This window comes from Novosphingobium mississippiense (assembly GCF_044029535.1).
In the GTDB taxonomy this organism is placed as follows: Bacteria; Pseudomonadota; Alphaproteobacteria; order Sphingomonadales; family Sphingomonadaceae; genus Novosphingobium.
This window is the reverse complement of the sequence record NZ_CP147001.1, coordinates 2,751,206-2,776,533: the sequence shown is the minus strand read 5'-3', so window position 1 is coordinate 2,776,533 and position 25,328 is coordinate 2,751,206. Positions and strand designations below refer to the sequence as shown.

The 25,328-nt window shown below is 66.6% G+C and carries 24 protein-coding genes; 12 read left to right on the top strand and 12 right to left on the bottom strand.

Annotation, left to right across the window (positions count from 1 at the left end):
* Positions 1-26 precede the first annotated feature (26 nt).
* The 5 genes from WBP06_RS13120 to WBP06_RS13100 all read right to left on the bottom strand — a co-directional run bounded on the left by WBP06_RS13120 (position 27) and on the right by WBP06_RS13100 (position 4,199).
* Positions 27-866, bottom strand: a complete 840-nt coding sequence (locus WBP06_RS13120) for a flagellin (protein WP_395328461.1) — start codon at positions 864-866, stop codon at positions 27-29.
* Positions 867-1,245: 379 nt separating this feature from the next.
* Entirely contained in the window at positions 1,246-2,013 is a 768-nt protein-coding gene (gene flgH, locus WBP06_RS13115) for a flagellar basal body L-ring protein FlgH (protein ID WP_395328458.1), read from the bottom strand.
* 30 nt (positions 2,014-2,043) lie between these two features.
* Positions 2,044-2,496, bottom strand: a complete 453-nt coding sequence (gene flgA / locus WBP06_RS13110; protein ID WP_395328455.1) for a flagellar basal body P-ring formation chaperone FlgA — start codon at positions 2,494-2,496, stop codon at positions 2,044-2,046.
* A gap of 5 nt (positions 2,497-2,501) precedes the next feature.
* On the bottom strand, positions 2,502-3,287 hold the full coding sequence (gene flgG / locus WBP06_RS13105) for a flagellar basal-body rod protein FlgG (RefSeq protein ID WP_395328452.1): 786 nt from the start codon (positions 3,285-3,287) through the stop codon (positions 2,502-2,504).
* Between the two features lie 168 nt (positions 3,288-3,455).
* Entirely contained in the window at positions 3,456-4,199 is a 744-nt protein-coding gene (locus WBP06_RS13100; protein WP_395328449.1) for a flagellar hook-basal body complex protein, read from the bottom strand.
* Positions 4,200-4,350: 151 nt separating this feature from the next.
* On the opposite strand from WBP06_RS13100, the gene WBP06_RS13095 reads away from it, so the two are divergent.
* The 4 genes from WBP06_RS13095 to WBP06_RS13080 are packed head-to-tail and all read left to right on the top strand — an operon-like array spanning position 4,351 to position 7,200.
* Positions 4,351-4,902, top strand: a complete 552-nt coding sequence (locus tag WBP06_RS13095) for a flagellar basal body-associated FliL family protein (protein WP_395328446.1) — start codon at positions 4,351-4,353, stop codon at positions 4,900-4,902.
* On the top strand, positions 4,899-5,921 hold the full coding sequence (fliM, locus tag WBP06_RS13090) for a flagellar motor switch protein FliM (RefSeq protein WP_395328444.1): 1,023 nt from the start codon (positions 4,899-4,901) through the stop codon (positions 5,919-5,921). The genes WBP06_RS13095 and fliM overlap by 4 nt, the downstream gene beginning before the upstream one ends.
* On the top strand, positions 5,918-6,526 hold the full coding sequence (locus WBP06_RS13085) for a DUF6468 domain-containing protein (RefSeq protein ID WP_395328441.1): 609 nt from the start codon (positions 5,918-5,920) through the stop codon (positions 6,524-6,526). The genes fliM and WBP06_RS13085 overlap by 4 nt, the downstream gene beginning before the upstream one ends.
* On the top strand, positions 6,523-7,200 hold the full coding sequence (locus tag WBP06_RS13080) for a MotE family protein (protein ID WP_395328438.1): 678 nt from the start codon (positions 6,523-6,525) through the stop codon (positions 7,198-7,200). Before WBP06_RS13085 ends, WBP06_RS13080 begins: the two co-directional genes overlap by 4 nt.
* A gap of 211 nt (positions 7,201-7,411) precedes the next feature.
* Here WBP06_RS13080 and WBP06_RS13075 read toward each other — a convergent pair whose 3' ends face one another.
* A complete protein-coding gene (locus WBP06_RS13075) occupies positions 7,412-7,807 on the bottom strand; it encodes a hypothetical protein (protein WP_395328436.1) in 396 nt (131 codons plus the stop codon).
* A gap of 139 nt (positions 7,808-7,946) precedes the next feature.
* Between WBP06_RS13075 and WBP06_RS13070 the strand changes: the two genes are divergently transcribed.
* Positions 7,947-8,222: a hypothetical protein gene (locus WBP06_RS13070; protein WP_395328433.1), complete on the top strand. Its 276-nt coding sequence runs from the start codon at positions 7,947-7,949 to the stop codon at positions 8,220-8,222.
* An 11-nt stretch (positions 8,223-8,233) separates the two neighbouring features.
* Positions 8,234-10,099 (top strand): hypothetical protein, encoded by a 1,866-nt coding sequence (locus tag WBP06_RS13065; RefSeq protein ID WP_395328430.1) that lies wholly within the window; start codon positions 8,234-8,236, stop codon positions 10,097-10,099.
* Between the two features lie 156 nt (positions 10,100-10,255).
* On the opposite strand, the gene WBP06_RS13060 is transcribed toward WBP06_RS13065, so the two are convergent.
* The 3 genes from WBP06_RS13060 to flgE form a co-directional block, all read right to left on the bottom strand.
* Complete coding sequence (locus tag WBP06_RS13060) at positions 10,256-11,164, bottom strand: flagellin (protein ID WP_395328427.1); 909 nt, start codon at positions 11,162-11,164, stop codon at positions 10,256-10,258.
* 12 nt (positions 11,165-11,176) lie between these two features.
* Entirely contained in the window at positions 11,177-13,276 is a 2,100-nt protein-coding gene (gene flgK / locus WBP06_RS13055) for a flagellar hook-associated protein FlgK (protein WP_395328424.1), read from the bottom strand.
* A 185-nt stretch (positions 13,277-13,461) separates the two neighbouring features.
* Positions 13,462-14,775, bottom strand: a complete 1,314-nt coding sequence (flgE, locus tag WBP06_RS13050; protein WP_395328421.1) for a flagellar hook protein FlgE — start codon at positions 14,773-14,775, stop codon at positions 13,462-13,464.
* Positions 14,776-14,949: 174 nt separating this feature from the next.
* Between flgE and WBP06_RS13045 the strand changes: the two genes are divergently transcribed.
* From WBP06_RS13045 to WBP06_RS13020, 6 genes are all read left to right on the top strand, one after another.
* Complete coding sequence (locus WBP06_RS13045; protein WP_395328418.1) at positions 14,950-15,393, top strand: flagellar biosynthesis repressor FlbT; 444 nt, start codon at positions 14,950-14,952, stop codon at positions 15,391-15,393.
* 9 nt (positions 15,394-15,402) lie between these two features.
* Positions 15,403-16,800, top strand: a complete 1,398-nt coding sequence (gene fliI / locus WBP06_RS13040; RefSeq protein WP_395328415.1) for a flagellar protein export ATPase FliI — start codon at positions 15,403-15,405, stop codon at positions 16,798-16,800.
* Positions 16,784-17,230 carry a hypothetical protein gene (locus tag WBP06_RS13035; RefSeq protein WP_395328412.1) on the top strand — a complete coding sequence of 149 codons (447 nt, stop codon included), beginning with the start codon at positions 16,784-16,786 and terminating at the stop codon, positions 17,228-17,230. The genes fliI and WBP06_RS13035 overlap by 17 nt, the downstream gene beginning before the upstream one ends.
* Entirely contained in the window at positions 17,227-18,261 is a 1,035-nt protein-coding gene (locus WBP06_RS13030; RefSeq protein ID WP_395328409.1) for a peptidoglycan-binding protein, read from the top strand. The genes WBP06_RS13035 and WBP06_RS13030 overlap by 4 nt, the downstream gene beginning before the upstream one ends.
* 179 nt (positions 18,262-18,440) lie before the next feature.
* Positions 18,441-19,346, top strand: a complete 906-nt coding sequence (locus WBP06_RS13025; protein WP_395328406.1) for a sigma-70 family RNA polymerase sigma factor — start codon at positions 18,441-18,443, stop codon at positions 19,344-19,346.
* 278 nt (positions 19,347-19,624) lie between these two features.
* Positions 19,625-21,091, top strand: a complete 1,467-nt coding sequence (locus tag WBP06_RS13020) for an alginate export family protein (RefSeq protein WP_395328403.1) — start codon at positions 19,625-19,627, stop codon at positions 21,089-21,091.
* A 48-nt stretch (positions 21,092-21,139) separates the two neighbouring features.
* On the opposite strand, the gene WBP06_RS13015 is transcribed toward WBP06_RS13020, so the two are convergent.
* The 3 genes from WBP06_RS13015 to flaF form a co-directional block, all read right to left on the bottom strand.
* Positions 21,140-21,760 carry a response regulator transcription factor gene (locus WBP06_RS13015; protein ID WP_395328401.1) on the bottom strand — a complete coding sequence of 207 codons (621 nt, stop codon included), beginning with the start codon at positions 21,758-21,760 and terminating at the stop codon, positions 21,140-21,142.
* On the bottom strand, positions 21,757-24,450 hold the full coding sequence (locus WBP06_RS13010) for a PAS domain S-box protein (RefSeq protein WP_395328398.1): 2,694 nt from the start codon (positions 24,448-24,450) through the stop codon (positions 21,757-21,759). The genes WBP06_RS13015 and WBP06_RS13010 overlap by 4 nt, the downstream gene beginning before the upstream one ends.
* A 282-nt stretch (positions 24,451-24,732) precedes the next feature.
* A complete protein-coding gene (gene flaF / locus WBP06_RS13005; protein ID WP_395328395.1) occupies positions 24,733-25,113 on the bottom strand; it encodes a flagellar biosynthesis regulator FlaF in 381 nt (126 codons plus the stop codon).
* Positions 25,114-25,328: the final 215 nt, after the last annotated feature.

The window sequence follows — 25,328 nt, the reverse complement described above, 5'->3', positions numbered from 1 at the left end:
GGGGGCTGGAAGGCCGCCAGTCTCTCTTAACGGAAGAGCGACAGGATCGTCTGCGGTGCCTGGTTGGCGATCGACAGAGCCTGAACGCCCAGCTGCTGCTGGACCTGCAGGGCCTGAAGCTTCGCCGATTCCTTGGCGAGGTCGGCGTCGACAAGGTTGCCGATGCCGGTTTCGATCACGTCGCTGAGGTTGCTGGTGAACGAAAGCTGGCCGTCGATCTGACGCGAAGCGGCACCCAGGGTGCTGAGCTTGTCGTTCAGAGAGTCCGACAGTGCGTCGAGGTTGTCGACGGTCTTCGCAGCCGACGTGGCCGACGCAAGGTCGGTGCTGCCGGAGAGGTCACCGAGTTCAACCGTGGACGAGCCCTTCACCGAGGCCAGGTTCACAGTGCCGACGCTCAGCAGGTTGCTGGTGTCGAGCGTCTGCAGCGAGCTGACCGAACCGCCGCTGCTGTCGAGCAGGTTGACGCCGTTGAAGTCCGACGACGAGATGATCGAGTCGATCTGAGCCTTGAGGCCGTCGTAGTCCTTCTGGAGCGCGCTGAGCGTGCCCGAGTCCGTGGCCGAAGCAGCTTCGTAGGCCTTGGACTTCATGTCGTTGATGAGGTCCGAGATCTGCTCAGTGCCCGAAACCGCGACGTCAACAACCGACTTGGCGTTGTTGAGCGACGAGGTAACTGCGGTGAGACCACCCTGGTCGCCACGCAGGGTCTGCGCGACGGTGTACTTGGCCGAGTCATCCTTGGTCGAAGCAACGTTCAGACCGGTGTTGATGCGGCTCTGGGTGGTTTCCATGGACTTGTTGGTGGCATTCAGCGACTGCAGAGCAGCCATTGCACCGGCATTGGTGTTGACGGAAAACGCCATTGTTTCATTCCTTCTAGAATATTCAGGCCGGTTCTGCGGCCTGGACCGGGGTACGCCGATCCGCGTGCGGTCCTGTTTCTTCAGGCCTGCACGAGTCTTCTAGGAAGGCCCGTGGCGCGAACGTTGCAATCCGCGCTAATTATTTGTGCGGTAGGAAAAATTTGCCGGGTTGATGCCGCCAGAGTCCTGCAATGGTGGCCTGAAACGGAGAAAGGGCGCCGCCTTCCGGCGACGCCCTTTCGGGTACGAGAGGGACTGCTCTCGGAAGTTTTGTGCCGGGTTTGACCGGTATCCGATCGGCTTAACTCTTCGTCGCCCGCGCCTTTGCGGGGATGACGGTGTGGTTCTTATGCGCTCGCTATAGCGGAGGTACGATCCATCAGAACGGGAACAGTGCGTCGTAGATCTGCTGGCCCCAGCGCGCCTGCTGCGCGTCGGTCAGCTGGCCGCGCCCGCCGTAGCTGATGCGGGCGTCGGCGATCTGCGAATGCTTGATCGAATTGTCGCGCGCGATGTCTTCGGGGCGGATCACGCCGGTGACGACCAGTTCGCGCAACTCGTAGTTCACGCGCACTTCCTGGCGGCCGCGGATCTGCAGGTTGCCGTTGGGCAGCACGCCTACCACCGATGCGGCGATCGTCATGTTGATCTGCTCGCTGCGCTGGGTCTTGCCCACGCCCACCGCGCTGGACGACGAATTGGCGTCGGTCAGGGCGGAGGGGTCGGAGCCGGTGGCCTTCTGGATATGGCTCTGCAAGCCCAGCAGCGCGGCCACGCCGGCGGTTTCCTTGCCGTCGCGCGTGCGGGTGGTGCTGTTGTCGACTTGCGCATTGTCCGCGATGTTGATGCGGATCGTCACGATGTCGCCCACGCGCGAGGCGCGCTGATCGTGGAAGAAGGCGCCTGCCCCGGTGCGGAACAGCGACGCGCCGCGCGCGCCCTCAGCCAGCGCGGGATCGTCCACGGCGCCGCGCTCGGCCACGCCCTGATTGCCGATCGACGGTTCGACGCGCGGTGCGACCGGCGCTTCGGACTCGCTCATCTTCGGCGCCTTGCCCACGTTCTTGAGGCGGCCGACGGCGCCGCAGCCCGACAGCAGCGTGGCCGCCATCAGCAGCGGGACCAGACCGGCACGGATCGTCTTCATGATCGGAAAATCCTTATTGAACCTGTGGGCTTAGCGCGCGGGAATGCTGACTTGCCCGGGGGCATCGGCCACGCCGTCCAGCGTGCGGCCGGTGGCGGTGTTGAACACGCGAACCGGCTCACCACGGGCGGCATCGCTCATCGCGCGGCCGGCAGAGGTGATCGTCAGCGCGCCGGTGATGAAAGAGATCGTCACCGCCTCGCCCCGCCGCACCACGCGCGGCTGGGCCACGTCCGCAGCGCGGACCGGCGCGCCGGCCATGATGCGGTGCGTCGCTTCCTGCCCGGCCGCCTCGGCCGGGGCCAGCATGCCGCGCGCGGCGCTGGGGGAGATGGGGCCGCGGGTGAAGTCCCCGGCGGCCAGCTTCTCGCCCCGCTCGACCGTGCGCGCCAGAACGGGCGCCTGGATCGAGGCAGGGGCGGCGGGGGCCACAGCGGCGGCCGGAGCCGCCGCCGCGAGCATGAGCAGGATCGCGGCGGCCATGGCGCTCAACCCGTCTGCGTGGAGGTCTGGAGCATTTCGTCGGCGGTCTTCAGCACGCGGCTGTTCATCTCGTAGGCGCGCTGCGCGGTGATCAGCGAGGTGATTTCGGAGACCGGGTTGACGTTCGATGCTTCCACGAAGCCCTGGCTCAGCGAACCGAAGCCCGGCTCACCGGGATTGGCGACGGTCGGCTGACCCGAAGCGCCGGTTTCGAGGTACATGTTCGAGCCGATGGCTTCGAGGCCGGCTTCGTTCACGAACGTGGCCAGTTCCAGCTGGCCGACGGTCTGCATCTGGGTCTGGCCGTCCAGCTTCACCTGCACTTCGCCGGTCTTCGAAACCGAAACGCTGGTGGCGCCCTGCGGGATCGTGATGTCGGGCTGCACGCGATAGCCATCGGTGGTGACGAGTTCGCCCTGATCCGAAAGCTGGAACGAACCGGCGCGGGTATAAGCCAGATCGCCCGAGGGCAGCATGATCTGGAAGTAACCCTGACCGTCGACGGCCATGTCATAAGTGTTGCCGGTGTTGGTCAGCGCACCCTGTTCGGTGATGCGGTAGATGCCGCCGGTCTTCACACCCGCGCCCAGCTGGATGCCGGTGGGAACCTGCGTGCCGTCCGAGCTGGTGGTGGCGCCGGGACGCGAGACCTGCTGGTAGAGCAGGTCCTGGAATTCCGCGCGCTGGCGCTTGAACGCGGTGGTGTTCATGTTGGCGATGTTGTTCGAGATGACATCGACGTTGGTCTGCTGGGCAAGCATGCCGGTAGAGGCGATGGAGAGCGAACGCATGATGGCTCCTTGATGAAATGGGCCGGGGAATGGAGTCTTCGTTTTGTGATCCGAAACTGACGTTTCGGATCGTTCGGCACCGGCCCACTCCCCCACCCGACCTCCCAGATTCTACCCCGTAGGGGAGGTCGGGTGGGGGAGTGGGCCGGTGCCGAACCGGAATTCTAATCAACCCACCTTGCTGAGGCGGTCGATCGCCTTCTTGCGCATGTCGGCAAGGTCGGCGGAGAGGCGCTGGCTGGTCTGGTACGAGCGCAGGATCTCCACCATGTGCGTGGTCTCGGTGATCGGCTCGACGTTCGAACCTTCGACACCGCCGCTTTTCAGCTTGGTCTGCGCCTGTGTCAGCATCGTGCCGCCGGTGCCGGTCAGCAGGCCGTCGCCGCGCGGGTCGACCGTGCTCTCGTTGCCGAAAGTGGTCACGGCCAGGCGGCCGAGCGGGCCGTTGGCGCCCATCACGGTGCCGTCCTCGGCGATCGAAAGGCGGCTCTGTTCGTCGGTGGGCACGTTGATCGGGCGCCCGTTCTCATCCAGCAGGCGCTGCCCGCCCGAGGTGGCAAGGTCGCCGTTCTGCAGAACCTTGATGAATCCCGCGCGCGTATAGACCACGCCGCCGTCCGGGCTTTCGACGTTCAGGTAACCGGCGCCGTCGATCATCACGTCCAGCGGGTTGCCGGTGGCCTGGAACGCGCCCTGTTGGGTGTCGTGCACGGTGCCGAAGTCCAGCACGAACGAAGTCTTGCGCGCATCGTCCACCGGCGCCTGCTGCGCGGTTTCGACATATTCGTGAAACAGCGCCTGTTCGCGCTTGTAACCCACCGTGCTGGTGTTCGCCATGTTGTTGGCGACGATGTCGAGCTGGCGTCGCAAGGCCTGCTCGTGGCTCAGCAGAACGAAGGAGGAAACGTCCATTTCCGGCATCCCGAGAAAAAGTTAGCGGTTTTCGGCACCAGGCAGAATTTGCCGCTTGGTCCTCCTATAATAGAGGCGAAAACGCGAATGCGGTCGGTAGCGAGGATTTCGATCTCCGCACCGTTTCGCGAGGAGCCAAGGGGGTTCGAAAGTGTCGGACGAAGAGATCATCGACGTTGCGCCTGTCGATGCGGCAGAAAGCGATCTGTCGAGCAAGCCGCCGCGCAAGCGGATGATCCTGATCGGTGCGGCGGTGGCCGTGCTGCTGGTCGGCGGCGGGGCGGGCTATTACGGCTATACCAAGTTCGCCGGCGGCGGGCATGAAAGCGCATCGTCGGAAGGCGGTTCGGGCGAGGGTGGATCGGGCGAGGGCGGTTCCGCCAGCGCCAAGGCCGGCAAGTCCTCCTATGTCGAAGTGCCGTCGATGGTGGTGAACCTGCGCGGCAGCGACGCATCGGCGCGCTTTCTGAAGCTGCGCGTGATCATCGTCGCGGCGGACGAGAGCAAGGCCGACACCGTCAAGGAAAAGCTTCCGGTGGTGCTGGACTCGCTTCAGCCCTTCCTGCGCGAACTGCGGCCGGAGGATCTGGACGGTTCGGCGGCGGTGTTCCGCATCAAGGAAGAGATGCTGCGCCGCGCCAATCAGGCGCTTGGCCCCGGCATGGTCACCGATGTGCTCATTCAGGATCTGATCCAGCAATGAACGACGACGATTTCGACGACTTCCTGCTGCCTGATCCGCCCAAGATGGAGGACATGGTCGGCGATACTTTCGACCAGGCGGGGATCGACGCGCTGTTCGGCTTCGACGGCGATGCGCCCGCGCAGACCAAGAGCGGCCTGAAGGCGGTCATCGAATCCAACGTCATCAGCCACGAACGGCTGCCGATGCTGGAAGTGGTGTGCGAACGCATGGTGCGCACTTTCGCCACCAGCATGCGCAACCTGACGTCCGACGCGATCGACGTCAGCCTGGAGGAGATCACCTCCACCCGCTTCGGCGAGTTCATGAACCGTGTGGCGCTGCCGGCGATGTTCGGCGTGTTCCAGGTGACCGAGTGGGAAAACTACGGCGTCGTCACCGTGGAATCGAGCCTGATCTACGCCGTGGTCGATGCCCTGCTGGGCGGGCGCAAGGGCAGCAAGCCGATGCGCGTGGAAGGCCGCGCCTTCACCACGATCGAGACCATGCTGGTTTCGCGCATGGTGCAGCTGGCGCTGGATGACCTGTCGCAGGCGTTCGAGGCGATCGAGCCGGTGACGATGCAGGTGGAGCGGATGGAGGCCAGCCCGCGCTTCGCCGCCATTGCCGGCCCCAGCAACATCGCCGCCGTGGCGACCTTCCGCGTCGACATGGAAGGGCGCGGCGGCAAGTTCAGCGTGCTGCTGCCCTATGCCACCATCGAACCGGTGCGCAACAAGCTGCTGCAGCGCTTCATGGGCGAAAAGCTGGGGCGTGACCGCATGTGGGCCGCGCACATGGCCAGCGAACTTTCCCAGACCGAAGTGACGGTCGACGTGGTTCTGGGCGAAAAGCAGATGTCGCTGCGCGACGTCATGAACCTCAAGGTCGGCCAGACCATAGCTTTCAGTCAAAGCCCGAACGATGCGCTTCAGGTCCAGTGCGGCGGTGTCCCGCTGGGCATCGCGCATATCGGGCAGCGTTCCAGAAACATTGCCGTCCGCATGGCGAACGACATCTCAAGGGGGTATCCGAAGTGAACACTGCCACCATGATCAACTTCACGCTGATCCCGCTCTGCTCCGCCGTGATGGTGCAGGGCTGGCGGATCGACCGCCGCATGCGCGCATTCCGCAATGCGCCGCTGACCGAGGGCGTGGCCAGCCTTGAACGCGCGACCGCGCAGGCGCGCGCCGTGCTGGGCGAACTGAAGCGCGTGCTGGCAACCGACGGCATGGCCCAGGCCCGCACGATCGCCGATGCCGAAGCCATGCGCGATGAACTGGCCGACATGGTCGGGATCGGCAATGCCGTGGCCGATCGCATCGTTGCGGCCACTGAAATGTCGGCGCCGAAGAAGACCACGCGCAAGCCTGCTGCCAAGACCGATGTGGTCGCCGGTGAAGCGGGCGAGGAAAAGGTCGCGGCGAAGCGCACCGCCAGCGGCGGTGTTCGCAAGACGCGCACGCGCACGGCAAAGCCGAAGGTCGTGAAGCCGAAGGTCGCCGCGCCGAAGATCGCTGCCGTTGCCGCGGCCGATGACGGCGTGGAAGCCGCCATCGCTGCCGCCGTGGCAGAGGCCAAGGAAATCTCGGCCGAGATCGTGATGCACCCGTCGGCCCGCCGTAAGCGCGCCGCCGCATGACAACCGCTTCGGCCAATTTGCCTGTCCGCGTCACCGGCAAGGTCAGGGCGGTCAACGCGCTGCGAAGCCTGGCCCAGCCCTCCCGGCTGATGCTGGGCGTCGCCGGGGTGGCGGCGGTGGCCAATGCCATGGCGCTGGCGGCTCCCAATCCGGGCGCCGGCAATGCATCGTCGGGCCGGCTCGGCGCGTCGCTGCAGGACGCGCTGGGCAAGCGCGATCGCGATGCCGCTGCCGAACGGCGCAAGCTGGAAATGCGCGAGCAGGCCGTGCGCGCCGGGGAAACCCGGCTGGCCGGCCAGCTTCAGGGCCAGCAGGGGCAGCAGGGCCAGGCCGATCCGGCCGCACAGGCCCGTCCCGGCCAGCCCGGTGCGGACCAGCCGGACGTGCCCTATGACACCCTGGCGCAGATCTACCAGCGCATGAAGCCGCAGCGTGCCGCGCCGATCTTCGAAAAGCTGGACCTGGAAGTGCAGGCGCAAGTCGCGCGGCGGATGCGCGATTCCGTCACCGCGCAGATCATGTCCTACATGACGCCCAGCGCGGCGGTGGAACTTTCAATGTCGCTGGCCGGCCGCAAGGTCGTGCGCGGGCGTCCGCCTGCACCGGCCCCGGGCCCGGCAGCGCTGGCGCGCGGCGGCAAGGCATCCGGCCAGACGGCACCCGCCGCCAAGTGATCTGTCCTGAATGAAGCAATGGATCCGGAGCCACCGTGCTTCGGATCCATTTGCATGTCAGGCCATCGCAACTTCCGTCCGAAACATCGGCGTGTGCGATTCCTGTTGTTATATCAGTTGTTTGTGCCCCATGGCGGGACATGGCCGCGTTTTCCGTTGCGCGGCTGCGCGTCGCGGCTAAAGCGCCGCCCCGATCGGGGCGGTCTGCCGGTCAGCTGCGAAAGGCGGTGGCTTGCACGATGAGCACACGCGAAATGCCGGGATCGACGCGTTGGAGCGCGGGCGTGAGCGATTGCGACAGCTTGGACACGTCCAGCGCCGTGAACGGCGAGGCGCGCAGCCGGGCGAATTCGATCGAGGCCGCCAGCGAAGCGGCGCGCAGTTCGGGCATCCGCTTGGACAGGTCGTTGGCCGTGGCGGCGGAATTGGTTTCCACCACCAGTTGCACGTGCATCACCCCGTCGATTCGGCCGGCATCGACGATCGGCGTGTCAATCTGGTCCAGCTTGACCAGATTCGCCGGGCTGAACGGCACCGCCTGCGTCGCCTCGGGCGCCATTCCGGCGGTGGCGAGGGCCATGATGGCAAAGAGGGCGCTACGCGGCATTCGGTACTCCGGCATCTGTACTGTTCCGCGGGCAAAAGCGGCGGATATGGGAATTTCAGCGCGGCCCGGGATGCGAGCTGCTCCTCTATAATAGGAGTAATTCGTTACTTTTTGGCTTACGCCGCAGGGGACAAGCAGCATGAGTGGCAATACGGGCCCGGCAAAAGTCCGGGTTCTGTCGTCCGGTGATCGACCGCACGGCGTACCCGCGCGTCGGCGCGGAGATATCGGCCGCCAGAGCGAGGAGGAGGCGGCGCCGCAGCTGGCCGTCGTTGCAGAGCCGGCCAAGGCGCAGGGCGCCGATGCCAGCCGGAGCCTGCTGTGGATCGCGGGCGCCGTGGTACTGTTCGTGCTGGGCTGCGCCGCCGGCGGCGTGCTGGTGACGCTTTCGCTGCTCTATCCGGGGCTGATCTGATGCGGGCGATCATGCCGGCACGGAAGGCCGCCAAGGGGCTGCTGCTGGCCGCCAGCGCCACCGCGCTGCTGGGCGCGACGCCGGTCTCGACGCCTTCCGGCGCACCGACCGCCGCCCCATCACCGGCAACGTCGCCCGCTACGCGGCCCGCACCGTCTTTGGCGCAGGTGCTGCCCCAGCCGCCACGGCTGCCGGGCTTCGCCGCGGTGCTGGCCCAGCAATCCGCGATCGCCGGTCCCGGTGCCTGGGGCGCCATGTCGCAGGCCTCCGCGTGGGAGCGGATCGCCCGCGTGCCGCAGCCGGAACTTCAGCAGGCCCGCTGGGACTACGCCCGCAGCCTGGTCGGTGCCGAGCGCGGGGGTGAGGCGTTCGGCGTGCTGGAAGTCATGGTGCAGGACGACCCGGATCTGGCGATGGTCGACAGCTACCGTCTGGCGCGCGGTGCCGCGCTGACGCTGCTGGGCCGCTATCCGGAAGCGGTTTCGGCGCTGTCTTCGCCCACCCTTGCCATCAATCCCGAGGCTTGCGCCTGGCGCCTGCGCGCGCTGGCGAGCAGTCATCTGGCCGAACAGGCGCTGGAACAGATCGCTTGCGCCCGCCCGGCGCTGCGGGCCGCGCGGCCGAAGCCTTTCGTGCTTTCGGCGGCGCAGGCCGCCGTCGATGCCGGCCAGCCGGACAAGGCGATCGAATGGCTGCAACCGATGCCGGACCGCGATCCCGCCGCCAACCTGCTGCGCGGCCGCGCCGAACTGCTGCAGGGCCATGGCGACCAGGCGCGCCTGCGCTTCGCCCGGGTGGAGCAATCAGGCACGATGGAGCAGCGCACCGATGCGCGGCTCAGCGAGATCGAGGCGCGCGTGGCCGCGCACACGATCGGCATGAACGCGGCGCTGCGCCAGTTGGACGCGCTGCGTTATGGCTGGCGCGGCGACGTGATCGAACAGCGCGCGCTGCGCCTGACCTATCGCCTGCAGGACGCCAGCGGCGATCTTCCCGGCGCGCTGCGCAGCGGTGCGACGCTGCTGCGCAACTTCGGGCTGGAGGGTGCCGATGCCCCGATGCTGCCGGCGCTGCGCGCCAAGCTGGTCACCGCGCTCGATCCGGCACGCAACCTGCCGCTGGATCAGGCGGCGGGGCTCTACTGGGACTATCGCGATCTTGCGCCGGGCGGTGCGGAGGGCGATCTGATGTCCAGCCAGCTGGCCGGGCGCCTGCAGGCGGCCGGGCTCTATGAGCGTGCGGCCGACCTGCTGGGCTATCAGCTGTTCGTGCGTGCAGGCGATCTGGCGCGCGGCCCGCTCTCGGCACGGGTGGCCAGCCTCTACATCCTCTCGGGCCGGCCGGACCGCGCGCTGGACGTGCTGCGCAAGTCGGAAGACCCCAGCTTCCCCAACGAGATGATCGCCGCGCGCGATCGGGTGGAGGCCGTTGCGCTCAGCCAGATCGGCCGCGTGGATGAGGCGCTGGCGGTGCTGGAAACCATTCCCGGCAGCGCGCCGCTGCAGGCCGAGATCCTGTGGAAGCACCGCGACTGGCAGCGCTATGCCGTCGCTTCCGCAGCCAGCCTGCCGAGCGCGCGAGCGCTCGATCAGGTCGGGCAGGCGGTGGTGCTGCGCCATGCGATCTCGCTGGCCATGCTGGGGCACGAGGATGCGCTGGCATCGCTCCACGCGCGGTATGAAGGCGCCTTCGCCGGCCTGCCGACCGCCGCCGCGTTCGAGATGCTGACCGCCACGCCGATGACCGCCGACGCCGGTGCATTGGGCCGTGCCATGGCGGCATTGCCCTCGGCCAGTCCGGCGGGCGACATGGCCGACCTGATCGACCGCGCGCCCGATGTGGCGCCGGTGCCGACCAAGGCTGCCAAGAAGGGCTGAGGGCGTAAGAAACGGTTTGGAAATTCGCTGAAGGGCATTTTCCAAACCGTCTCCGAACTAGGCAAAGAAAAAGGGGCAGGAGGTCGAACCTCCTGCCCCTTTTTTCCGTCTTTGGAAGAGGCCCGAGAGCCTCTCCCAAATCACATCAGGCCCAAATCACTTCAGGTAATTCGCCAGCGACATGCTCGAAAGCTGGGCGAAGACCGAATAGCTGGCTTCCAGGACGGACTGGCGCTGGGTGATGTCGATGGCGACCTGGCCCAGATCGGCATCTTCCACCCCGCCGATCACTTCGGTCAGCAGGTCCGACCGTTCCGATGCGCGCGTGGTCAGCGTGTCCACCTGGTTCTGGCGGCGGCCGTTGGCGGCATTGACGTTGCGCACGTCGGTCAGCCCGGTGTCGAGCTGGTCGAGCGCGGTCTTGATCGCGGCCTTCTGGTCGTCGGTCAGCGTCTCGCCGAAGGGGCCGGCCTCGGCCAGCGTGCGGAACGCCGGGATCAGGTTGGTGCCCACGTCGCTGGCGGTGATGCCGTATTCCACGTCCACGCCGTCACCCATGCGGGCCGACTGGCGCACATTGTCGTTGGCGAAGGCATCGGCGGAATTGAGGCCGACGGTGTCCTGCAGCGTCTGCGGAAGGAACGGCGTGTCGGACGTCTGCGAACCGGCGAACAGCGGCACGCCGCCCTCGGTGGCGTTGAGCGAGTTGCGCACGTCGGTGAAGGCGCTTTCGACCGTGCCCTGAAGGCCGGGCGAATCGCCGGTGCCCAGCGCCGACATCAGCTGCGTGCGCAAGTCGGACAGGGTGTCGTCGATCTGGTTGAGGTTGGCGTCGTAGAGCGACAGCGTGGTCGACACCCGGCCGGAGACCGACTGGTACGCGTCCTGCTGGGCCAGCATCGAACGGGCCGACAGCGTGCGCACGGCGTCGAGGCCGAGGCCGGCATAGTCGTTGACCTTCTTGCCGGTGGAAAGCTGGAGCTGGCTGGTGTTGAGCGCCTGCTGCGAACGCTGGATCGCGTTCGCGAGCGTGGTCTGCATGGGAATGGTGGCTACGCGGGTCATCTGCTGGGTTCCTTATCCGAGCATGCCGATCAGGGTGTCGTACATTTCCGAGGCGGTGGTCATCACGCGGGCGGCGGCGCTGTAGCTGTTCTGCAGCACCACCATCTGCGCCAGTTCTTCGTCGATATTGACGCCGGCATAGCTGTCACGGCGATCCACCGCGTCGGACATGCGGGCGGAGGCATCGTCATAGGAGCTGGACGCCAGCGACGCGGCGGAAGCAATGCCGCCGAGCAGGGCGTTGGCGAAGTTGCCGACGGTCTTGTTGCCGTCCTTGCCGAAGTCCGTGGTGGAGGCGAGGGCATCGATGAAGGCGGTGGAATTGCGCATGTCGCCCGCGCCCACGGCCTTTTCGCCGATCGCGGCGTCCAGCTGGAGCTGGGCGAGCGGCACCTTGGAGGTATCCGCCAGCATCCCGGCATCGACTTCCGCATTGGCCAGGCCGCTGGCGGTGCCGGTAAGCCCCGACAGCGCGGAGAACGACAGGCCGGTGCCCGAACGGTTGGTCGAATCCGAAGGAATCTGGATCGTCGAGCCGGCGCTGGCGGCATTGGCATTGAACGCCACGCGGCCGCTGTCGTCCAGCGCGAAGCTGCCATAGGCGGACAGCGGGCTGGCGTTCAGGGTATTGACCAGATCGCCCCAGCTTTCGCTGCCGGTGCTGGTGTAGGTGTACTGAGTCAGCACTTTGCCGCTGGCGTCGCGCAGCACGACCTGTGCGGTCTCACCCGCGCCGAAGCCGGCCGGATCGGTGCTGGTGAAGCCCGAGGGCGCCAGCGCGCTGCTGTCCGAGCGGATGATGTTGTTCAGCCCGAAGAACTGCGAGAAGCCCACGCCGGCGCGGTCGCTGGGGGTGTCCGGATCCTGCGCGATGGCGATGCCGTTCGTGCTGTTGGCGGCGCTGATCGAGAGCACGCCCTTGGCATCGATGCTGGCGGTCGCATCGGGCGACAGGCCGGCGTTGATTGCGGCCACCGCGTCGTCGACGGTGGCACCGGCGCCCAGCGCGTCGAAGTCGATCGTCACCTTGTTGACCAGGGTGCCGTCCTTGCCCAGCACGGCGAAAGTCGCCTTGCCGGTGAAGCCCAGGCGGTCGCTGCCGGTCAGGCCATTGGCCTCACCCGCCAGCGTGTTCGGCGGGGGCAGGGTGGTGCCTTCGTTGGAAACCTTGTTCAGCGTCTGGGCAAGGCCGGTGAACAGCTGGCCCAGTTGCTCGTTGAACTGCGGCAGCACGCGGTCGCGCATGTCCAGCAGTCCGCCCAGCTTGCCGCCGACCGAGGTGGAATTGATCTTCTCGCCGGTGGAGGCACCCATCGTGCCGTCGTCCGAGGCGAACTTGATGTCGATCGCGGGGTAGGTCGCCTGCGAGGCGCCGGCACCCGAATTGTACGAAAGCTGGCGCAGGCGTTTGTCGAGCAGGGTCTGGCCCGATGCGGTGTCGATGAACACGCGGCCGTCGCTCTGTTCGCGGACGGTCACGTTCATCAGGCCGCTCAGTTCCTGCAGGGCGGACATGCGCTGGTCGGCCGGGCCGGACGTGCTCTGGCCAAGGCCCTGGAGGCGGGCGACCTCGTCATTGAGGTCGTTGATCTTCTGCAGCAGCACATTGGTGCGGCTGACGGTGTCGCTGACTTCGCTTTCGACGTCGGCCTGGAGGCTGGAAACGTCCTTGGTCAGGCCGTTCAGCGTATCCAGCGTGTCGCCGATGCTGCCGGTGAAGTTGGCGATCGACTGCGCGGAACCGTTAAGCCCGCTGATCTGCGCAACCGAGGTGGAGATGGAGGTCAGGCGCGAGGTCAGGCTGGAAGTCGATGTGGTGGATCCCAGCAGCGACTGCAGTCGATCGAGATAAGTGTTCACCGCGTCGGCGCGGCCCGAAGTGCCGGCGCGCTGGTAGACCGCGTTCTCCAGGAACTTGTCGGCCACGCGCGATGGTTCGCCGACGACGACGCCGGTTACCTGCCCCCCTGAAACCGAGGTCGCCAGCGACACCTTCTGGCGGGCGTAGCCGGCGGTGTTGACGTTGGCGACGTTGTTGGAGACCGTTTGCATCCCCGCCTGCGACGCCGAAAGGCCCGAAATGGCGGAACTGAGGATCTGGTTGAGGGACACTTTGCGGTTTCCTGCGATTCTCGTGGAAGGGAAGGGAGGAGTTGGGGGCGATTTTGCGGCATCGGCCCTCTTTCCCACCCGGCCCGCATGTCAGGGTACGCTGACGGACGGTCGAGTGGGAAAGAGGGCGGGTGCTCCAGGCGGATACCCTGCGGGAATGCCCCGAGGGGCATTCCCGCAAGCCATCACCGCTTCAGGTTGCTGACTTCCTGAAGCATGTCGTCGACGGTCGTGATGATCTTCGACGAGGCGCTGTAGGCGCGCTGGTAGATGATCATGTTCGAGAATTCCGACGCGAGGTCGACGTTCGAGGCTTCCAGCGTGCCGGCCGAAAGCGAGCCGCCGCCCAGCGAGCCCGGCTCGTTGATCGAGGGGCCGCCCGAATCCTGCGACGCGACATAGGCGTTGCCGCTGATGCGCGTGAGGCCGTCCGGGTTGGCGAAGGTCGCCAGCGGAAGCTGGTAGATCGCGCGCGAGGTGCCATCGTCGAACACCGCGCTGACCACGCCGTCCTTCGAAATCTCGACCGAGGAGACCGTGCCCAGCATGCCGCCGTTGGCGCTGGACGAAAGCAGCGCGGAATCGCTGCCGAACTGGGTCAGGCCGTCAAGCCCGTCGTCGCTGCCCAGGGCCAGGCTGATCGGCGTCGAACCGGCGCCGTTGGACCAGCCGATGTCGAGGTTGGAGAACAGCGAGGACGACGAACCGGCCAGGTCCAGGCTGCCGTCGGCGTTGAAGCTGACGTTGCCGCTGGCCAGCAGGCCGGTGGTGTTCGCCACGCCGCCCACGGTGGAGACGTCGGCCGGGTCGGCGGTGATTTCCGCGGCCCAGGAGTTGGTGCCGGTCTTGATGAAGTTGAAGGTCACATCGTGCGACGTGCCCTGCGCGTCATAGACCGTGACCGAGCGCGAGAACTGCGGCGTGGTCGTGCCCGAAGCCATGTCGCCGGCGGTGTAGCCGGTCACCGCGGTGGCGGTGGAATCGAGGTTGGCGCGCATCGAGATCTTGGTGGTCGGCGTGGCCGCACCGGTCAGCGCATTCGGCTTGATCGCCTCAAGCGAATTGAGGTTGCCGTTGTTGACGTAGTTGCCATCGGCATCCAGCGGCCAGCCGGTCAGGTAGTAGCCGGCGGTGTTGACGAGGTAACCCTCGGGGTCGGTGGTGAACGAACCGGCGCGCGTATAGGCGATGGAGCCGCTGGTGTCCGAGCTGGAACGGACCACGAAGAAGCCCGCGCCGTCGATGCCGATATCGGTCAGGCTGCTGGAAGCCTGAAGCAGGCCCTGCTTGGAAATCAGCGCCTTGGGTGCGGCAGTGACGCCGCCGGCCGAGTAGCTGCTCTTGACCTTGCCGTCGGTGACCAGGGTCTGGAACTGCGCTGAGACGCCCTTGTAGCCGACGGTGTTGACGTTGGTGATGTTGTCCGCGACGGTCGCCATCGCGCTCGCCTGAGCGCCGAGGCCGGACACGCCCGCGTATAGAGCTGAATAGAGGCTCATGTCATTCTCCTGTGCGTCCGGGCCGGAAAATGGCGGTTCCGGCATGTGGACACGCCATTGTAGGATGAAATCCGTCCTCAACCGTTCGGATGGCCACGAAAAAACCCGCAAGACCGTCACCGGGATGCCACCGTTCATCCTATAATTTCGGAAAGTGTCTCGGGGGCTGCACACATGACTCTTCGCATTTCGCTCAAGAAGGGCGAGCCGGTGATCGTCAACGGCGCGGTTTTGCGCGCGCAGTCGCGCACCGACCTGGTGGTGGAGAACACCGCCACGATCCTGCGCGGGCGCGAAGTGATGAAGCCGGAAGAGGCTGTGACCCCGGCGCGTGCGCTCTATTTCGCCTGCATGATGGCCTATATCGACGAGGCCGAGATCGACCGCCACAAGCAGGCCGTTCTGGAACGGCTGGAAACGTTGATGGTGGCGCTGGAATCGCACGAGGCCAAGGCCGTGTGCATCCGCTTCGCGCAGAAGATCGCGGTGGGCCAGTTCTATGCCGCGCTGGTCGATTGCCGCTGGCTAATCGCTTATGAAAGCGATGCGCTGGCCCGGTTTGCGCCCGCCGATCAGGCGCAGGACGCAAGCGCGATCGAAACCGTTTCCGCCACCTGAGCCGCTGCGATGGCCAGTCTTGCCGCCGCCGCCGCAGGCTTGCGCCTGCTCACCCCCGATCAGCGGCATGGCCGCGTGGTCGCGGTGCGCGGTGCGTTGATCGAAGTGGAAGGGCTGGCGGGCGCCGCCCAGATCGGATCGCGCGTCAGCCTTCAGGCGCAAGGTGCAGGGATGGCTGCGGAAACCGTGGAGGCCGAAGTGACCGGCCTCGATCGCGGGATTGCCCATTGCCTGCCGTTCAGTGACCCGCAGGGCATCGCCACCGGATCGCGCGCGTATCTTTCCGCCAGCCAGTTTGGCCTCCGCCCCTCCGAGGGATGGCTGGGCCGCATGGTCGATGGCCTCGGCCGGCCGGTCGACGGCAAGGGGCCGCTGCCGCAAGGCGCGATCCTGCGCAAGATCAAGGCCTCTCCCCCTTCGGCATCGGCGCGGGCGCGCGTGGGCACGTGCGTTTCCACCGGGGTGCGCGCGCTCGATATCTTTGCGCCGCTCTGCAAGGGGCAGCGTCTGGGCCTGTTCGCCGGATCGGGCGTCGGCAAATCGGTGTTGCTGTCGATGCTGGCGCGCTGGACCGAGTGCGACGTCGCGGTGATCGGCCTGATCGGCGAGCGCGGGCGCGAAGTGCAGGAATTCGTGCAGGACGATCTGGGCGTGGAGGGCCTTGCCCGCAGCGTCGTGGTCGTCGCCACGTCGGACGAGCCGGCGCTGATGCGGCGCCAGGCCGCCTGGACCACGCTGAGCGTGGCCGAGCATTTCCGCGACCAGGGCCTGAACGTGTTGTGTCTGATGGACTCGGTCACCCGTTTCGCCATGGCGCAGCGCGAGATCGGCCTTGCCAGCGGCGAGCCGCCGGCCACCAAGGGCTATACCCCCACCGTTTTCGCCGAACTGCCGCGCCTGCTGGAGCGGGCGGGGCCGGGGTTGCCGGGGCAGGGGACGATCACCGGTCTGTTCACCGTGCTGGTCGATGGCGACGATCACAACGAGCCGGTGGCCGACGCGGTGCGCGGCATTCTGGACGGCCACGTGGTGATCACCCGCAAGATTGCCGAGCGCGGCCGCTATCCGGCGATCGACGTGCTCAAGTCGGTGTCGCGCACGCTGCCCCATGCGCTGGGCGAGGACGAGAACCGCCTGCGCCTTGCCGCGCGGCGAGAGCTTTCGACGTTCGGCGACATGGAAGAAATGGTCCGCCTGGGCGCCTATCGCGCCGGATCGAGCGAGCAGGTCGACCGCGCGGTCGCGCTGGCGCCGCGGATCGAGGACCTGCTGAAGCAGGGCAAGAACGAGCGCGGGCATGCGGACGAAAGCTTCGCGGCGCTTGCGGATATCATGGGCGAACCGGCGCCGACCGGGCCGGTTCAGGCAGATCCAGAAATGGAGGCTTCCAGTGCAGACACCGTATGACGCCGCGCTGCGCGTGCAGCAGCGCGAGATTGATGAGATGAGCGTCGCCATCAATCGCGAGGCGGGCGTGCTTGCCGCCGTGGAGCAGGCGCAGGCCGATGCCGGCGCGGCCCTGCGGCGCGAGGCGGATCTGGCAGGGGCCGATCTGGGCTATTCCGCCCACGGCTATTTCGCGCGGTTGCGCGCGGAACGGCGCCAGCTAACCGGCTTGCAGGCCGAATTGAGCGCGCGGCTGGAAACGCTGCGTGCTGAGGCGGTGGAAGCCTTCGGGACCTTTCGCACCATCGAAAGCGCCGCCGATGCCTTCCGGCAGGAGGCCGAACGCGCGCAGGCCAATGCCGAGCAGGCGGGGATCGACGATCTGGCCGCACTGGCCTTCATCAAGGCCCAGCGCGCCAAGCGTACGAACGCGGGCGAGGAGCGGGCATGAGCGATCCTGTCGCGCATACCTCTTCGCAGGCCACGCAGATGCGCGGCCTGGACGCGGCGCAGAAGGCGCGCGTGATCTATACGCAGGCGCGCAGCGAGATGTCCGACCGGCTGTGGCGGGCGGCGCTGGGCGACGGCAGTTCCGATGCGGACCCCGAAACAGGCAATGCGCGCGGCACTGACCGGCATGGGCTTCCCTTCAGCCTTGAAGCGCTGATCGGCATGCTGGAAGGCGACAAGAGTGCGGCCTCTCCGCTCGCCGGCATGGCGCACCCGCATGGGCAGGGCGACATGACCAGCGATGGCGGTGACGGCAAGCGGCGTGACGGTTCGGGATGGGGCTCAGGGTCGGGCGACGACGGGGCTGCGGAAAGCACCGGCACTCTCTCGCTCGGCAATGGGCCCAATGCCCGCTATGCGCCGATGCTGGGCGCCGCCGCATCGCGCACGGGGCTTCCCGCGCCGGTCCTGGCAACGATCGTCCATGCCGAAGCGGCCAAGGATGGCGAGGGGCGCTGGATGCCTTATTCGCGCAACCCGCGTTCCAGCGCGGCCGGCCTGGGGCAGTTCCTGTCCGGCACCTGGGAGGGTGAGGCCGAGCGCGAGGGCACCTGGCTGAACGCCACGGCGCGCGCGAACGGCTGGCTGGACGATCGCGGCCATGTGCGTGGTGACGCCCGTGCAGAACTGCTGTCGCTGCGCTACGACCCGCAGGCGGCGATCGAGACGACGGCGGACTATGCCCGCGCCAATCTGGACGGCCTGCGCCGCGCCGGCGTGCGCATCGGCGAGGGTGTCGAGGATCTGGCGAAGACCGCCTACATCGGCCACCACCTTGGCCGCGGCGATGCGGTGAAGTTCCTGACCGGCAGTCTGGACCCGGCGCGCGCGCGCCGCCTGCTGGATGCGCAGATCGGTTCGGCGCAGGCGAATCGTCGCATCGAAGCGGCCGGAAGTGCCGTGGCCGCGCATCGTTCCTGGCTGATGGACTATGTCGGCCGGACGATAAAACCCGCAGTTTTCGCGGCCTAGCGGGCTCTACGCGCGACTGGCCGAGGCTTTCCGGACTGTCGCCGAACTTTCAAAAAATATAGGATAAAAGATTTCTTGTTATAGGATTGATGACGCGTTAAGAATGCCGAGCACAGATTGGACTGGTTGAAGGACGGTGGCTGCAGGGGTGCGGTCCGTCCCGTGCTTGGGGGCTCAACATGTCGAAGATCACTATTGCTCTGGAATCCGCCGTGGCCGGCGTAAAGGCCAATACGCCTATCGAAGGGCAGTCCGCCACGGCACGGCAGCGTGCCGAGGTGGATCGTGCTTTCGCCCATATCCTGCGCCTGATCGCGCCGCGCATCCGGCACTTCATCCGCCAGTACGGCCTTGCCGCCCACTGGGATGATGCCGAACAGGCCTGCGCCATCGCGGTTCATCGCGCCATCCAGGCTTACGATCCGGAAAAGGCGCAGTTCACCACGTTCGTGAACTGGCAGATCCGCGGCGAACTGCAGAGCCTGCGCTTTCGCCTGATGACCGATCAGCGCCCTTCGGCCAAGAAGGTGGAGGCGGTGACCGTCTCGCTCGACGCGGTCGGCACCGGCGACGATGGCGAGGAGATTTCCATCGTCGCCTCGATCGAGGATGAGGAAGCGTTGCACCGCACCGAATCCGCCGCGTCGGACTATCTGGCGCGCGAAGCCATGCTCTCGCTGACCGACACCTATATCGAGCATCTGCGCAAGATCGGGATGGACCGGCTGCGCCGTCAGGCCCGCCCGAAGAAGGGCCGCAAAGCCGTGGTCGAAGGCGGGGACGTTGCCGAGGTGACGCAGCCGGGTGACCGCCAGACCCGCCGCCTGTGGCGCGCGGAAAGCGCACCGATCGATCCGGCCGATCTTGCCGAACTGGAAGAACGCCTGCGCCACAACCGCCAGGTGGTTGAAAACCGCCTGTTCGACCTGGTGCCGGGTGACCTGTTCGACGATGAAACCGGCCTGCTGCGCGAACGCGCGCGCCAGATTGCCAAGCGTGCGGCGCGCACGATGTGCGAACTGGCCGGGCTGGATCCGCGCTTCGCGATGATGGCGGAATACGGGCAGCTGCTTTCCGCGCACTGACGCCGCACTGAAACTCGCCTGCCCCGCCGGCCGCCGCGCTGCGCCGGGGCATCGGGTCGCACTCTCGGCATGTCAGGCATTAAGTCACTGGCATTGCACGAGAACAACGGGAGGGAGCGCTGACGCGCTTCCTCCCGCATTGCATTCGGCGCCTTCCGCTTGTCCGATATTTCGCGGAGCACCGTCCAAAGCGACCCAATCGATGCTAGATTGCCGATACGCCGGACGAAACGATCGAACAGCATAGGCCGGCGCACGTGAGGGAGTTTTTCAAGGACATGATCCGTCAATCGGGCCATCCGGCCATCGCCTACGGGACAACCCCGGCGATCGTTCCGACTGCGAGCCGGCTTCTACGCCGCGCTGCGGGCGGAGCGGGCGCCCTGATCGGCGCTGCCGCGCTGCTGGCGGGAACCGCCGGCACGGCCCATGCGGCGGATGCGGACGAAGGCCTGCTGAAGCAGGCGATCGGCGGACCCGACGGCCTGACCATCACCGGCGGCGTGCGCGCCCGTGTCGAGGGGATCGACGGCCAGTTCCGCCCCAAGACGGCGGAGGACGATGTGATGTTCTCGCTGAAGACCACGCTGGCGGTCGATTACGATGGCGGCCCCTTCCGCATCGGCGGCGAGTTGTGGGATGCGCGCGCCTATGGCGAGCATGACAATTCCTCGGCCGGGACCACCGAAGTCAACGCGATGGAGTTGGTGCAGGCTTACGTCGGGCTGGATTTCAAGACCGGCGCCAAGGGCGAGGCCAGGCTGACCGCGGGCCGCTTCACGATGAACATCGGTTCGCGCCGCCTGATCGCGCGCCAGCAGTTCCGCAACTCCACCAATGCCTACACCGGCGTGAACTTCGTGTGGAAGGGCGGCAATGGCGATCAGCTGATCGCGCTCTGGTCGATGCCGCAGCAGCGCCTGCCGGACGATCCGGACGGCATCCACGACAACAAGGTGGTGTGGGACCGCGAAAACACCGATCTCCAGCTCTGGGGCGCACACTTCACCAAGGCCGGCGTCATGGGCGGCGTGATGGAATTCTACGGCTTCGGACTGGATGAGCGGGACAGCGCCGAAGTGCTGACCAAGAACCGCCACCTGTTTACCCCGGGCATGCGGTTCTATCGCAAGCCCAAGGCGGGGAAGCTCGATTACGATGTGGAGGGCGCCTACCAGTTCGGTTCGACCCGCCTGACCACGGCGGCCACCGACCTGAAGGACGTGCAGGTTTCCGCCTATCTGATCCATGCGGAAGCCGGCACGACCTTCACCGGGGGCTGGCAGCCGCGTCTGGCGCTGGAGTTCGATCTGGCCAGCGGCGACAAGGCCGGATCGAAGACCTACAACCGCTTCGACACGCTCTATGGTGCGCGTCGCTTCGAATATGGCCCGACCGGGCTCTACGGTCCGGTGGGGCGTTCGAACCTGCTTTCGGGCGGCGCGCGGATCGAGGCCAAGCCCGACAAGAAGTCGGACGTGATGTTCATGTACCGCGCGCTCTGGCTCGCCTCGCGCACGGACAGCTTTTCGTCGACCAGCGTGAAGGATGCCAGCGGGCAGAGCGGCAACTTTGCCGGCAACCAGTTCGAGGCGCGCTATCGCCGCACGCTGGTGCCCAACGTGCTGCACTTCGACACCGGCGTGGCCTATCTGGCCAAGGGACATTTCCTGAAGGACGCGCCCAACGCGCCGCAGACCGGCGACACGAAGTACGGCTACTTCGACATGTACTTCGATTTTTGAGGAACAATGACGGGATCCGGCGCCGTTCAACGGCGCCGGTTCTCGCCGTCAGTCCACCGGTACCAGGCCGGCGGCAAAGGCGATGCGCAGCGCTTCGGACAGGCTGCGCACGCCCAGCTTTTCCATCAGCTTGGCGCGATAGATTTCCACCGTGCGCGGGCTGATATCCAGATCGTGCGCGATCACCTTGTTCGACTGACCTTCGATCAGCCCCATCAGCACGTCCCGTTCACGCGGGGACAGCTGTTCCAGCATGGTGATCGCCTGTTCCTTGCGCTGCGCCGCCGCGCGCGAGGCGGCCTGGTGCGAGAAGGCGGCTTCCAGCGCGGCAATCAGCTTCAGGTGATCGCACGGCTTTTCGATGAAGTCCGCCGCGCCCAGCTTCATCGCCTGCACTGCCACCGAGACGTCGCCCTCGCCGGTCAGCACGATCGGCACGAAGCGGGAAGGCGCATCGCCGATCGTCGCCAGCACCTGCAGGCCGGGGGTGCCGGGCATGTGCAGGTCCAGCAGCAGGCAGCCGGGATCGAGGGAAGGCGCGGCTTCCAGAAAGGCGTCGCCGGATTCAAAGCAGGTGATGCGGCTGTCGACGATCAGCGACAGCAGGTACTCCAGCGAAGTGCGCACTGCGTAATCGTCATCGACGATATAGATCCGCCGCGTGGTCATCCCGCCTTCAGCTCCTGCTCGCAATAGGTCGGCAAGGTGAACTCGATCGCCGCGCCGCCGCCTTCGATGTTGCGCAGCGACAGGGTGCCGCCGTGCGTTTCCACGATACGACGGCAGATCGACAGGCCCAAGCCCATCCCGTTGGCTTTAGTCGAACTGAATGCCTCGAACGGACGATTGATGACCTGATCGGGGAAACCCGGCCCGTTGTCGACGACGCGGATGGTGATCAGCCCTTCGCCCGTCTGCGCGCCCGTCTGCCCGCCGGACTGATGGGTGGTGATGGTCACCGCCGGGGTGGGCACTTCGTGCGCTTCCAGCGCGTCGAACGCATTGTTGATCAGGTTGACCAGCACCTGCTGGATATGGATGCGGTCCGCCAGCACCAGCGGCGAGACGCCGCAGGGGCGGTAGTCCAGCCTGATCCCCGGCGCGCGGCTGCGTGCGCGGGTGAGTTGCAGCGTATCGGCGACCAGGTCGTCCAGCGGCTCGGCGCGAATGTCCATCTCGCCCTTGGAGACGAAGGCGCGCATGCGGCGGATGATGTCGCCCGCGCGCAGTACTTCCTGGCTGGCCAGGCGCAGCAGCCGGCGCAGCTGGTCCTGCCGCCATTCCCGCTGCAATTGCAGTTCGATGGCGCCAAGGAAATTGGACGTCGCGGTCAGCGGCTGGTTCAATTCGTGCGCAAGACCGGCGCTCATTTCGCCCATGGCGCTGACGCGCGAGGCATGGAGGAACTGTTCGCGCAGTTCATGGATGCGCGCCTCGGTATCCAGCTGTTCGCGCAAGTTGCGCACGAAGGCGATCGAGATCTGCTCGTTGCCGATGTTGGCGGCCCCCACCGCCAGTTCGACCGGCACCTGGTTGCCCGCGCGATCGATCCCGGCGGTGATGCGGGTGCGCGTGGGGCTGTTCTGCCAGCGTTCGGCCTTGTTGGGCTCCGCATCCGGATCGGGCTCCGCCGCCTGATGGAAATACTGCGGCAGCACCAGCCGCACATCCTCGCCCAGCACTTCATGCGCGGTATAGCCGAACAGCGCTTCCGCCGTGGCGGAAAAGCTGCGGACGTGGCCGTGCTCGTCGATGGTGATCATCGCTTCGGGCACGGTTTCCAGGATCGAACGCAGTTCGGATTCGCGCGATTCCAGCATTTCGGCGCGCTGCTCGCGCTCGGTGGCATCCATGACGATGCCGATCATGCCCAGCCCGCCGGTCAGCGGATCGCTGTGGATCAGCACCGTGCCCTCGACGATGTGGGGCTGGTCGACACGGCGCGATTGCAGGCGGAAGGCATAGCGCCCCGGCATCCATTCGGAGATCGGGCCGACCCTGCGATCGAAGGCGTCTTCAAGATGCCGCCGCCAGTCCTCCACGCCGCCATGGAAGCTGCCGGATGCAAGCCCGAACAGCATTTCCGCCTGGCCATGGAAGCAGAAGCGATCGGTTTCGCTGGACCATTCGAAGATGCCCAGGCCGTGCAGGTCCACCGCCAGCGCCAGTCGGGCCTCGCTGGCCAGCATCGCCTGCTCGGCCCGCTGGCGCGCGGTGACGTCGGTCATCGACAGCACGACCATCGGCGGCAGATCGCTGCGCGGCTGCACCACCTGTCGCGTCTCGAACACGCGCAGCCGGGTGCCGTCGCTGCGCATCTCGTCCAGTTCGGTCTCTTGCGGTGCCAGCGGGTGCGTCCGCTCGTACGCGCGCCCAGTCACTTTGGTGGCGCCGGTCAGGGCGTGCTTGTCCAGCCCCATCGCCTGCTCGGCCGTCCAGCCATAGAGCCGGGCGGCACCGTCCGACCAGCGCAGGATCCGCCCGTCGAGATCGGTGATGGCGATCGGCGCGGAATCGAGTGCGACGTTGATCGCCCAGCGCGCGCTGCTTTCGCGGCCGATGCGCAGCCACGCCCAGGCGATCAGTGCACAGGATGCCGTCACCTGCAGCGCGGCCAGGAAGATCACCACCGTCTCGGGCGCCAATCCGGTGTGCTGGCGCGCCCAGAACTGGATGATCGCCGAAGACACCGGCAGCGCGACCGAAAGCCCCAGCGTCCATTGCAGGGTAGAGGCGCCGAAACCGCAAAGCGGCTTCAGCGGCCAGGCATATTCGCGGCGCAGCAGGATGATCGCCAGTGCCAGCACGCCGACCGACAGCATCGTCGGCACCGACATCAGCGCGTGGCGCGTTTCCATGTCGGGATGGCTGACACCGGCGGGCAGCAGGGTGCCCGCGATCGCCGCCACGGCAATGGCGACGCAGGCGAAAGTCACGGTGACGCGGCGCACGGCGCGATAGGGCGATGCCACCGCGTAAGTGCCCATGCAGAGCAGCAGGGTCGCCAGTGCCGGCAGCACGCCGGGCCGGCCGGGCGCGTGGCGCATCTGTGGGCTGACCGCCTGGGGAAACAGCAGCAGGTCCAGGCCCAGGTTGCGGCCGCAGATTTCCTCTGTCAGCGCGACCAGTCCTATAAGTGCCGGAATCGTCAGAATGGCGCGGGCAGCCGAACGGTGGCCGCGCGCGGTTGCCCACACGGCCACGCCGATCGCCATGCAGGAAACCGCCGTCAGCGGCTGCATGAGATAGCCGGTGGCGGGTTGTCCGGTCAGGCCCAGGTTCCCCGAGAACCAGCCCAAAAGGACAATCGCGCCGATGACTTGCGCCACCGCGGCAAGGGCTGGAATGGTCGATGCCATGCTGGCTGGAGGCGACCCGCCCGGGTGCGGTGGCGGTGGATTCAATTCCTGCATCCGGGTCCGCTGTCTGTGCCTAGAAACTCAGGCTCGAAGGCGAGGGTCGCATTATCGCTTCGCGCGTGATTGTAAATAGACAGGGTGTGCGGGAGGTATGCCATCCCTCCCGCATTGCGGATAACCGGTTGAAAATCGGTTTCTAAAAAAACCGCTGCGATCAGCCTTGAATTTTCGGGCGCGGCCTTGCCGGCCCCCATTCCTCAGGCGGGATCGTGAATCCGTATTTCAGCGTAGGACGGCGGCCTGGCCGACCCGGCCGTTCTCGTTGGACAGGCCGTCGAGAATGGCGCGGTTCACCTCGATCAGATCGTCGATGGCGGACCGCCCGCTCATCACGCCCGAAGTATGCTTGCCGACCCACATGCCGATCGAGATGATCGTCGCGCGCAGTTCGTCGGGAAGGCGATTTCCCGGTATTGCACAAAGGTTTGCGAAAGTGCTCCAGACCACGCGGTTGCGGTGCAGGGCGGGCATCAGCTGCGAGCCTTTCAGCCCGGCATCGCGCGCCGCGATCATCTCCGCGGTGACCTGGGTCATCAACCGGTACTCGGTGCTCCGCGGCGAGGCGGCGACCTCCTGCACACGGCGATAGGCATTGATCGACATGGTGGCTCCAACGAAATCGTCCGCGCCGATGGGCGCCCCTCAAATATAGGACGGAATTGCCGTGCGCGGTCGCACCCTGCCGTCCTCATGCCGTTCCGATGTCATTCCGGGCCATGCGGAGGTCGTGAGGACACACCTCGGGGAGGCATCTCCTGCAAAAAGCCGCGCGCCGCATCCGGGGGGTGCGATCTTCTTCCTATAATCACCGCATACGG